Annotated in this window: 10 protein-coding genes; 1 reads left to right on the top strand and 9 read right to left on the bottom strand. The window is 60.6% G+C overall.

What is annotated here, in order from left to right:
• Nucleotides 1–167 precede the first annotated feature (167 nt).
• The 8 genes from Q0O40_RS13810 to Q0O40_RS13775 form a co-directional block, all read right to left on the bottom strand.
• A complete protein-coding gene (locus Q0O40_RS13810; protein ID WP_295530993.1) occupies nt 168–1,526 on the bottom strand; it encodes a hypothetical protein in 1,359 nt (452 codons plus the stop codon).
• Nucleotides 1,527–1,532: 6 nt separating this feature from the next.
• Nucleotides 1,533–2,813, bottom strand: a complete 1,281-nt coding sequence (locus Q0O40_RS13805) for a hypothetical protein (protein WP_295530991.1) — start codon at nt 2,811–2,813, stop codon at nt 1,533–1,535.
• A gap of 105 nt (nt 2,814–2,918) precedes the next feature.
• A complete protein-coding gene (locus Q0O40_RS13800; protein WP_295530988.1) occupies nt 2,919–3,584 on the bottom strand; it encodes a bifunctional 2-polyprenyl-6-hydroxyphenol methylase/3-demethylubiquinol 3-O-methyltransferase UbiG in 666 nt (221 codons plus the stop codon).
• Nucleotides 3,585–3,976: 392 nt separating this feature from the next.
• Nucleotides 3,977–4,921, bottom strand: a complete 945-nt coding sequence (locus Q0O40_RS13795) for a GDP-L-fucose synthase (protein ID WP_295530986.1) — start codon at nt 4,919–4,921, stop codon at nt 3,977–3,979.
• A 243-nt stretch (nt 4,922–5,164) separates the two neighbouring features.
• On the bottom strand, nt 5,165–5,725 hold the full coding sequence (locus Q0O40_RS13790) for an LptA/OstA family protein (protein WP_295530984.1): 561 nt from the start codon (nt 5,723–5,725) through the stop codon (nt 5,165–5,167).
• The gene (locus Q0O40_RS13785) at nt 5,722–6,366 is read right to left on the bottom strand and encodes an LPS export ABC transporter periplasmic protein LptC (RefSeq protein ID WP_295530981.1); all 645 of its coding nucleotides are present in this window, start codon (nt 6,364–6,366) and stop codon (nt 5,722–5,724) included. Before Q0O40_RS13785 ends, Q0O40_RS13790 begins: the two co-directional genes overlap by 4 nt.
• Before the next feature lie 16 nt (nt 6,367–6,382).
• Entirely contained in the window at nt 6,383–7,000 is a 618-nt protein-coding gene (locus Q0O40_RS13780; RefSeq protein WP_295530978.1) for a ribonuclease D, read from the bottom strand.
• A 60-nt stretch (nt 7,001–7,060) separates the two neighbouring features.
• On the bottom strand, nt 7,061–8,377 hold the full coding sequence (locus tag Q0O40_RS13775) for a UDP-glucose/GDP-mannose dehydrogenase family protein (RefSeq protein ID WP_295530975.1): 1,317 nt from the start codon (nt 8,375–8,377) through the stop codon (nt 7,061–7,063).
• 143 nt (nt 8,378–8,520) lie between these two features.
• Here Q0O40_RS13775 and Q0O40_RS13770 point away from each other — a divergent pair, with 143 nt between their 5' ends.
• Nucleotides 8,521–9,252: a uracil-DNA glycosylase gene (locus Q0O40_RS13770; RefSeq protein ID WP_295530973.1), complete on the top strand. Its 732-nt coding sequence runs from the start codon at nt 8,521–8,523 to the stop codon at nt 9,250–9,252.
• On the opposite strand, the gene Q0O40_RS13765 is transcribed toward Q0O40_RS13770, so the two are convergent.
• Nucleotides 9,233–10,202 (bottom strand): glutamate synthase subunit beta (locus tag Q0O40_RS13765; RefSeq protein WP_295530970.1); only part of this gene is annotated, 970 nt, incomplete at its 5' end. The two genes, Q0O40_RS13770 and Q0O40_RS13765, sit on opposite strands and share 20 nt — an antisense overlap.

Raw genomic sequence — 10,202 nt, 5'->3', positions numbered from 1 at the left:
GCAACTCATGCCATCGTCCGTCGCCGCAACGACACGATCCCGCAAATCCTGAGATAAGGCTCTGGCCATCCATGCTGGCCTCCTGCCCAGCCAGCAGGATGAATCAGAATTTCACCGCCGCTGGAATCCCTCGCGATTCAGCGGCTGTGAAAAACGCTCTAAGCCGCCTATCGCTGTCTTGCCCCGTTCGGAAGATATTGAGGGTTCGCTGCCTGAAAACGACCGGGATGAATCCTTGCTCTTCGTGTTTTCCTTGTCGTCTGGCGCAACAGAGCTATCGCGCTCACGGTCAAGATCAAGGGCAGGACAAACACCCCGCTGGTTTGCATGTCGGTACGCAGGACCAGAAATAGAAAAATCGACAGACTTGCGTAGAAAAAAGCCTGCAAACTGGGACTGCGGGCAGCGCGGCACAATAGGTAAGCAAAGCCGAAGCCAATCACGAACAGGTACAGCAAGGCTCCGACTACGCCAAACTCCATGCAGGCTTCCATAACGCCGCCGATAGTGAACTGGCTGCGACTGGCTTCCCAGATGCCCGGAGAGAGCCATTGCGTGAACTGACTCGAAGCCGGAAAAGGCTTCCACTGGATATATTCGCGCGGCAGGTAGGTGATCAAAAGTCCGGCGATGCCTTCCCCGGGCCAACGGTACATGAAGGCCTGGGACAGGTTCTTCAGGCCAAACGTTATGGTTTCTGCTGTGGCCACCTCGTCGCTGCCGTACAGGCTCGGCAGCACCCCGCCCCGATCATAGAAGAAGTTGGTGATGCCCCCAGAGCCCGCGCGGACCGATCGCAAAAGCGTCAGAAAGATGATCGCCAGAGGCGCGATGATCGGTGCCCAGCCAACCGGGATCGAAACATTGCGCCGCCTGAACGCCTGCAAGGCAAAGATCGCCAGTATGATCAAGTGGATGCGCGAACCGGTGCCCCAGGACAAGGCCATAGCGGGGATGAGGTAGGCCAGGAGCACGGTCTTGCTCCGCGTCGATGTGGAGACGAGATAGCCTACCGACAATACAGACATCCAAGTCAGGACGGATAGAATCGGAAAATCGCTTGCGGTCTTAGCCTTCAGCGCACTGATTTCGGAAAAATTCTCTGAATTACTTACGATAAGTTGGATAAAAAGAAAAATATTTAGTGAAACTATTGTCAAACTAAATGGAAGTGCTATTTTTGCTGCGTCACGAGTAAATATTGCCCTATTAACGATCTCTTTAGAATTCTTTGAAAAAACTGATAGTCCGTAACCAATACCGCTCAACAGTGCTATTATTGCCAAAGTGAAAACCAGAAGTCCATATACAATATCTCTGTTTTCGCCCGTAAAATAAACTCCGCGCAAGCTAGGACTATTGTCATAATACAAATAAATGAAGTCCGTCATTTGGAAAAGAACCCAGAGAATTGGCACGAACAATGGATTCTCCAAACCCATTTGCGCGCCGGGCACTGTCTTGCCGACCCTGACCATCAGCAAGTACACACCGGACATGCACATCAGCGCGATCAGGACAAACATGTCAGCTCAGACTTTCCGAATGGCGGTTTTGAGAACACGGTTGGCCCCGGGGAAGACCGGAGGTTTGGAAAAAGTCACACCTTGCGGTGTATCGATCCGGATCGCCGACCCAATGGTTGAACGATTGCGCACCGACAGATCATGGAAGTGAACCCCGCCCATCACGTCATCGCGCACAATTATTGCCGCCTGATCCGAATTGCCCGTATCAATGTCAAGCTTCTGGATATCGATGTCATAAGCTCGGGCCGCAATCGATAGGCCAGGCCCCTTGCCACCCTCGCCGCCCAGACGCAGCCGTCCCCGGAAGCGTGAGCGCGCCACCCCTTCATGGATATGCAGGAACGTGAACGTCGGGCTGCGCACGTCCCATACCACGTCCCAGTCAGAACACCCGGTCGAGGGCGCAAGCGCGTAGGAGCCCGGCACCCGGCCCGTATGCACGAGCGGCGTGTTCCAATGCACGAACCGTGAATCGCGCGAACCGACACCGTTGTTGCCGAAGGTGAGCGTGCCGCCGTCCGAGCGAAAGCCCCATACCGACCATATCGACAGGAGCTGCAGCGCGCCCGAAGCCCGGATGACCGGGTTGATCATGGTGAAGTTCCGCGTCACCCGGTCCGAAACATTCACAATACCGTACGGGGCCGGCGAACCGTGAGCTCTTGGGGATGTCCTGCCGTCGGACAAGTCGAATTCCTGCTGGTAAGGCTTGGCCAGCGGCCCCTCCAATTCCAGCGCGCTATCGCGCACCGCGCGTACTTTGGCGAGTTCTGCGTCCGGCTCGGTCTGGAGCTTACTGAGGAGCTGGCCCGTGCGCAGATAGACAATGTCCCCCGCGCGGTAATGCCTGGTATCGGCGAGGGGAACCACGCTCGCACCCGCCTGCAATGGCCCTTCGATCGGATGGACCACTGCATCGACGCAGCGCTGCGTCGTAATCTTGCGCGCCTGACTGCCGAGCTTGGCCATGCCGCCTACAATCATGGGGCGATAGTTCTGTAAGTCACCGCGCGGGAACTCCAGCGAGCCCTCACCTTGAAACTGGAGCGTGATATCATCACCCCAGAACTCGAGTGTCGTCCAGAGACCGCCCCTTTCGGTCACCGACGTACAGAGCAGCGGCCGATCTATAACGATACGCCCGCCTCCGTTGCGCACGCAGATGTCATGGCATAGCTGAAGCGCAGCAGTTGCATCCTCGCCAGGGCAAGCCCCATTTTCGCAGGGGTTCAGGGCGGCATCATCAAGCGGCACACAGTCCCCCGCGCTCGTGCCCATGGTCACAAGCACCGCCCCGCGCGAAAGAAATGTTCTGCGATTCAACAGCAGCCGCCTTTCAAATCAGCCCCCTAGAGGCAGATTTCAGAAAAAGAAACAGACCCCCTCGATCTACGATGCGATGTATATCGCTTGAGAATTCAGGTACCACGGCAATGAAGCGAACGGACTGAAGTTCTTGATTTCGATCTTGAATTTCTCGGAAATTTGCTTCTCGAGATCCCGGAAATCAAATCCCTTATGACTTGGCCGACGATCATGCGCCCGCGCAACTTGCAGCCCCGCAGTTCCTTTCGCGATTTCCATCAAACTGTGATCACTGAAACGGCGATGCAACAGCGAACGTGAGACTTCCTTGATCGGCAAAGTAAGGCCATACATGATCGGGACTGTAACCAGCAGATGCCCGCCCGGTCGAAGCGCTCGTCTGGCATTGTCAAAAAACCGGGCAAGATCGTCATCTCCCAAGTGCTCAAGCACTTCAAATGCAGAGACAAGATCCACTGAAGCAGGCTCAACACTCCCCAAATCGGGCACCCTGCGAACGTCGGGATAATCAATCGACATGTAAGGCTCAATGCCGGTCAGATCAGCATCTGGACGAATCTGACTGAATCTGTGCAGGAATGCGCCGTTCCCTGCACCAAAGTCGATGAATTTTCCCGATACCGGAAGCAGCTTTTTGGCAAGGTCCAAAGAAATCTTGTATCGGGTTCGATGAGCATACCGAACGATTGGGTTCGGGCTGTCATAAGTCTGTTTAGCATATGAAACCATTTAAATCTTATCCCCAATAGTAAAGCAAATAATAAATATTGTTTTAAATGATATTTTTGCAGATCAGTAGGCGATGTACTGTTATAACTTTTTATTCAATCCCAATTCTGAAAATCTTGTTATGCCAAAACTCCGACGTCAAAGCCGATTGAGATGAACCTAGTTTATGTATGGCCGGGGATAGCCCCACCGAAAATTCAGCCCTGCATACACTCGACACTGACGACTTGCGGTTGCGGAACAAACTGGTTCGGGGGCAATTAGCCTGCCGGAGTGAGACTTATTCGAAAAGCGTCACCTGAACCCGTCGGGAGGCCCGCAGCAGCCGGGCCCAACGTCGCAGGTGCATCAGCCAGAAGAAGCATGGCCTTCTCCCCTTCGATTTCAGGCCATCACGCCCTGCCCTCCACAAAACTTTGATAGGCGACAGCAATCCCGTCGCGCAACCCGATTCGGGGCGTCCAGCCCAGCGCCGCCATCCGCCGCGCGTCGAGCAGCTTGCGCGGGGTGCCGTCGGGCTTGGTCGGATCGCGCTCGACGGCGCCGGCAAAGCCCACGATCTCGCAGACCAGATCGGTCAGCGCGCCGATGGAAATATCCTCGCCCGCGCCGACATTGATCGGCATGGCATCGGAATAGGCCTGCAGCAGGAACACGCAGGCGTCCGCCAGATCGTCGACATGGAGGAATTCGCGCAGGGGCGTGCCCGTGCCCCAGATGGTGATGGCGCTGGCGCCGGCCAGCTTGGCCTCATGCGCCTTGCGGATCAGCGCCGGCAGGACATGGCTTGATGCCAGATCGTAATTGTCGCCCGGGCCATAGAGATTGGGCGGCATCACCGAAATGAAGTCGCAGCCGTGCTGGCGGCGATAGGCTTGGCACAGTTTGATCCCGGCAATCTTGGCCACGGCATACCATTCGTTGGTCGGCTCAAGCGGCCCGGTCAGCAGTGCCTCCTCGGCAATCGGCTGGTCGGCAAACTTGGGGTAGATGCACGACGAACCCAGGAACAGCAGCTTGGCGGTGCCATGCAGGCGCGCGGCCTCGATCACATTGGCCTCGATCATCAGGTTATCGTAAAGAAAATCTGCGGGATAAGTGTCGTTAGCCAGAATTCCGCCCACTTTTGCTGCAGCCAGCACCACCACCTCGGGCCGCTCCTGCGCAAACCAGCGAAACACGGCGGCCTGGTCGCGAAGGTCGGCTTGCGCGCGCGATGCGGTCAGCAAGGTGCACTGCTCCTGCGCCAGCCGCCGAACCAAGGCAGAGCCCACCATGCCGCGATGCCCGGCAACAAACACCCGCTTGCCGGCCAGATCGAAAACGTCGGTGCTCATTTCAGCTGTCCTTTGCCATCTGCGCATCGCGCCTAGTTTCAAGGTCTGCCAACGCCCTGCGCACAAACCTGCGGGCATCGGTGTTCCAGTGGCGGGGACACCAGTGGCGAGCACGCCCGGTATCAGTACAAGTTTGCGCGGCTTTCAGTCAAGGCACGCCGTCTTGATCGCAACCTACACCTGCTCAAGCACCAAAACCGACCGCAAGCATGCAAGAACGTTGGCGAGAGCTGCTCAGGTATCCTAAGACTTGGGGACGCTGAACGATCCGCTCACCCGGCCGCCTGCCGCCTGCCCCGAACTCGCCGCGCCGCCAGAACGGCCATCGACGCTGGATATCCCGGAATTGAGATCGATCACCAGCCGCCCACCGCGCAAAGTGTCGGTTCCGCGCAGCAGCGATACGCTGCCCAGCATGGTGATGAGTTTGCGATTGAAATCGTAAACCGCCACATCGCCGCTAGCTCGCTCGCCGCGCCGGGTCACGATCACGCCGCCGGTCGCGTCGATCCGCTGGATGCGCAGCGCGCCATCATCGGTATACGCGACCGTCGTGCGCGCCGCGCGCATGCGCAGATCTTCCTGCGTGATGTCGACAGTGCCCGACAGAACCACCCGCTTCTGCTTGTCCTGCAGCTCGATCCGGTCGGCGGCGTAGTTCACCGGGGCCTGGCTGTTCAGCGCAGCAATCGCCTGCGCGCGCAAGTGCTGCGCACCGGCCAGCACCATGGTCGCCCCGGCAAAGCCGGTGGCCCCAGCGCGCCAGGCGCGGGCGGACAAAAGATTGCGGCGATACCGGGTCATGGCATTTTCATCTTGCCCGGCTCCATCCGGAGCCGCGCATGGCCATCGAGCGCGACCGTGCGCGCCTCCAGATCGGCTGTGATCCGGTCGGCGGCAAAGGTACCCGCCGGAATGCGGCCCTCTACCTTGCCGGTGCTGGTCAGCCGCTGTTTGCCCATGTCGATCGATGCCCCGCGCGTCACCATGCGGTAGCCATCCGATGTCTCGAAATTCACCAGCCCCGCGACCGCAATGAACTGGCGGCCAAAATCATAAGCCCCGGCATCCGTTGTCAGGATCGCCGGGCCATCGTTCAGCATGACCCGTGCGGTGATGTCTTGCAGCTGCACCACATCCTCGCGCGCGGAATGCTGCACCGCGCTGCCGGCATTGACCGAAAAATTGCGCCCGCGATCATCCTGTCCGCGATATTGCGCCGTCATCAAGCGCAAGCGATCCTGCAATATCGCAACCTTGTTGCGGTCGAGCAGAAAGCTGATCTCGCCGCGCGGTGATAGCGGGGCGAGGATCATGACCGCCAGCAGCGCCCCAATCGAGGCAGGCAGCACCACCGAAAGCACATGCACGAGCTTGTCGTGCGCGCCGCCCGGCGCGGCGAACCGCTGCCGCCGTGTCCGGTTCTGATCGGCCAGAACGGTCAAGATGCGGCTCTCATGCTCATTCGTGGCTGAAAATGTCGCGCTCGGCCCATCCGGCAATATCGAGCAAGGCACGGGTCGGCAAAAAGTCGAAGCATGCCGCCGCCAATTCAGTGCGGTCCTCGCGCGCCAGCCGCTCCACCAGAATCGCATGCATCGCGTGCAGATAGCGGACATCGGATGCCGCATAATCCTGCTGCGCATCAGAGAGGCTGGGCGCGCCCCAATCGCTCGATTGCTGCTGCTTGGAGATTTCCTTGCCCAGAAGCTCGCGCACCAGATCTTTGAGCCCGTGGCGATCGGTATACGTGCGCACCAGCTTTGAGGCGATCTTGGTGCAGAACACCGGGGCGGCCATCACGCCCAGATAGTGGTGGATCGCCGCCAGATCAAAACGCGCAAAGTGATACAGCTTGGTCCGCGCCGGATCGGCCAGCACGGCGCGCAGATTCGGCGCATCATAGCGCCGGTCCGGGCCAAACCGCACCAGGTGTTCATCGCCGCTCCCATCCGAAATCTGGAGCAGGCATAGCCGGTCACGCGTGGTGACGAGCCCCAGGGTCTCGGTGTCGACAGCGACCGTTCCGGGGCCAAGCGCGCCCGCAGGAAGGTCTTCCTCATGAAGATAAACAGCCATGGCTTCGCTTAGGCGCTCGACCGTCCGGCGGCAAGCGGACTTGCACGCCGGGGTCGCGGATCAGGAGCGGCCCACGCTGCTGTAGTGAAAGCCTGCTGCGCGCGCTTCGCTCGGATCATAGACATTGCGCAGATCCACCAGCACCCGCTGGCGCATCAGCTGGCCGACCCGTTCCAGATCGAGCCCGCGAAACGCGTCCCACTCGGTTACCAGCACCATCGCATCCGCGCCGGTCACGGCCTCGTAAGCGCTCTTTGCCATGTGCACTTGGGGCATCATCGCGGCGGCCAGATCCATGCCTTCGGGATCATACGCCACAACTTCCGCGCCGCCATCGATCAACGTCTGAACAATGGCCAGCGACGGCGCATCGCGCATGTCGTCGGTATTGGGCTTGAAGGTGAGGCCGAGCAGCGCAACCTTGCGCCCGCGCGCTTCGCCAGCGGCCGATTCGGTCAGCGCCTCGATCACCTTGCGGCCCATCGCGCGCTTGCGGCTCTCGTTCACGCGCACCACCGCCTCAACCAGCCGCACCGGGCTGCCGTAATCCTCGGCGGTCTTGAGCAGCGCAAGCGTGTCCTTGGGGAAGCAGCTGCCGCCATAGCCGGGGCCGGCGTGCAGGAACTTGCTGCCGATCCTGTTGTCCAGCCCGATCCCGCGCGCCACATCCTGCACATCGCTGCCAACCTTTTCGCAAAGATCGGCCATCTCGTTGATGAAGGTGATCTTGGTCGCGAGGAACGCGTTGGCGGCATACTTGATCAGTTCGGAGCTGCGGCGGCTGGTAAACAGCAGCGGTGCCTTGTTGAGGAATAGCGGACGATAGACTTCGGTCATCACGCCGCGCGCCCAGTCGTCTTCGGCCCCGATCACGATCCGGTCCGGCCGCTTGAAATCGGGAATGGCCGCGCCTTCGCGCAGAAACTCAGGGTTCGAAACCACCGCAAACTGGATGGGCGTGCCGCTGTCGCGGATGATCCGCTCCACCTCGTCGCCGGTGCCCACTGGCACGGTCGATTTCGTCACCACGACTGCGGGCGAGGTCAGGGCATCGGCGATTTCCTGTGCCACGGCATAGACATAGCTAAGGTCCGCGTGGCCATCGCCGCGCCGCGAAGGCGTGCCTACGGCAATGAAGATGGCCTGCGCGCCTTCAATCGATTCGGCCAGCGTGGTCGAGAAGGATAGCCGTCCGCCGCGCACATTGGTCGCCACCAGTTCGGCCAGACCTGGCTCGAAAATCGGCATGATGCCTTCGCGAAGCCGCTCGATCTTGGCTGCATCTTCGTCGATGCACACCACCTCATGCCCGAAATCGGCAAAGCACGCGCCCGAGACGAGCCCAACGTATCCCGAACCCACCATCGCGATTTTCATGCATCTATCCTTATTGCCGGCGAACACTATGCGGCATGGGCGCGTTAGCAAATGCTGCAGGTGCGATGCAAACACTATTCCCTCCACACCGGACCGCGGCTAAGTCCGGATTGGTGGCGGCGAAGGGTGCGGGGGACCAGCTGATGATGCCCGCAATTCCTGAAACGTGGCATCCGGCGCTGCGACCCGTGCTCGAATCGGCGGCCCTGCGCGGTTTGATCCTCGCCCTCGAAGCTGAAGCGGCGGCGGGCAAAGCGATCTTCCCGCCGTGCGAACGCCGACTTGCTGCACTCGCACACACCCCGTTGCAGCGCGTCAAAGTGGTCATTCTCGGCCAAGACCCGTATCATGGCCCGGATCAGGCGCATGGCTTTGCCTTCTCGGTGCCGCCCGGCGTGCGCGTGCCGCCCAGCCTGCGCAATATCTACAAGGAGACCGAGGCCGATCTTGGCCTGCCCGCTCCCGCACACGGCAATCTCGAAAGCTGGGCAGACCAGGGCGTGCTTCTGCTGAACACCGTGCTCACGGTCGAGGCCGCCCGCGCCGGATCACATCGCAATCGCGGCTGGGAGGCGCTTACCGATGCCGCCCTGGCTGCCGTGGCCGCGCTGCCGGCGCCGGTCGTCTTCCTGCTGTGGGGTGCCCAGGCGCAAGCCGCCGCCACGCGCGTGCCCGGCTTGGCCGCAAGCCGCCATCTGGTGCTGCGCGCGCCGCATCCCAGCCCGCTTTCGGCGCGCACCGGGTTCTTCGGGTGTCGGCATTTCAGCCGGGCGAACGATTTTCTGCGCGCCAGCGGGCGCGGCACGATCAATTGGTCGATCCCGCCGACCCCCGATCGCTTCGGCGGCGATCTGTTCAGCGCGGCAGTTCGCTAACCCCCATCAGGGCTTCGTCCACCGCGCGGGCGCATTGGCGGCCTTCGCGGATGGCCCAGACCACCAGGCTCTGCCCGCGCCGCATGTCGCCGCAGGCGAACACGCTCTCCACGCTGGTCTTGTAATCGCGCTCAGTGCCTTTGACGTTGCCGCGCGCGTCGAGCTCGACCCCGGCCTGCTCAAGCAGCCCTTGCGGATTCGGCCCGACAAAGCCCATCGCCAGCAGGATCAGGTCCGCCTGAATGGTGAACGCGCTGTCCGCCACTTCCTGCATCTGCCCGCCGGTCCATTCCACGCGCACGCATTCAAGCCCGGTCACATCGTTCTCGCCGATCACGCGTTTGGTCAGCACGGCAAATTCGCGGCTTACGCCTTCTTCGTGGCTGGTTGAGGTGCGCAGCTTGAGCGGCCAGTTCGGCCAGTTCAGCGCCTTGTTCTCTTTCTCCGGCGGGCGCGGCATGATTTCCAGCTGCGTCACCGAAAGCGCGCCTTGCCGGTTCGAAGTGCCCACGCAGTCGGACCCGGTATCGCCGCCGCCGATCACCAGCACATGCTTGCCTGTCGCCATCAGCGAACCGCGCGGCGCGGCGCGCACTTCGTCGTCGCCCGCCACGCGCTTGTTTTGCTGGGAAAGGAATTCCATCGCCATGCGCACGCCGGGCAGTTCCGCCCCCGGAATTGCCAAGCCGCGCGGATTTTCCGCGCCGCCGGACAAGACCACCGCATCATAGTTTTCCTGCAGCGAGGCAAACGACACGGTCACGCCGATTTCGGTGTTCACGCGAAACTGCACGCCTTCGACTTCCATCTGCATCACGCGCCGGTTGATCAGATGCTTTTCCATCTTGAAATCGGGGATGCCATAGCGCAGCAATCCGCCGATCCGGTCCGACTTTTCGAACACAGTCACCGAATGCCCCGCACGCGCCAGCTGCTGCGCACAGGCCAGG

The sequence above is a fragment of the Novosphingobium sp. Chol11 genome (assembly GCF_945870625.1).
GTDB lineage: Bacteria > Pseudomonadota > Alphaproteobacteria > Sphingomonadales > Sphingomonadaceae > Novosphingobium.
The sequence above is the reverse complement of the archived record's forward strand: the minus strand, read 5'-3'. Positions and strand labels throughout refer to the sequence as shown.

Excerpts from the sequence above, each read along its gene's own strand:
- Q0O40_RS13780 (WP_295530978.1), bottom strand. The coding sequence starts at position 7,000 with ATGGCTGTTTATCTTCATGAGGAAGACCTTCCTGCGGGCGCGCTTGGC.
- Q0O40_RS13795 (WP_295530986.1), bottom strand. The coding sequence starts at position 4,921 with ATGAGCACCGACGTTTTCGATCTGGCCGGCAAGCGGGTGTTTGTTGCC.
- Q0O40_RS13775 (WP_295530975.1), bottom strand. The coding sequence starts at position 8,377 with ATGAAAATCGCGATGGTGGGTTCGGGATACGTTGGGCTCGTCTCGGGC.
- Q0O40_RS13800 (WP_295530988.1), bottom strand. The coding sequence starts at position 3,584 with ATGGTTTCATATGCTAAACAGACTTATGACAGCCCGAACCCAATCGTT.
- Q0O40_RS13790 (WP_295530984.1), bottom strand. The coding sequence starts at position 5,725 with ATGACCCGGTATCGCCGCAATCTTTTGTCCGCCCGCGCCTGGCGCGCT.
- Q0O40_RS13770 (WP_295530973.1), top strand. The coding sequence starts at position 8,521 with ATGATGCCCGCAATTCCTGAAACGTGGCATCCGGCGCTGCGACCCGTG.
- Q0O40_RS13810 (WP_295530993.1), bottom strand. The coding sequence starts at position 1,526 with ATGTTTGTCCTGATCGCGCTGATGTGCATGTCCGGTGTGTACTTGCTG.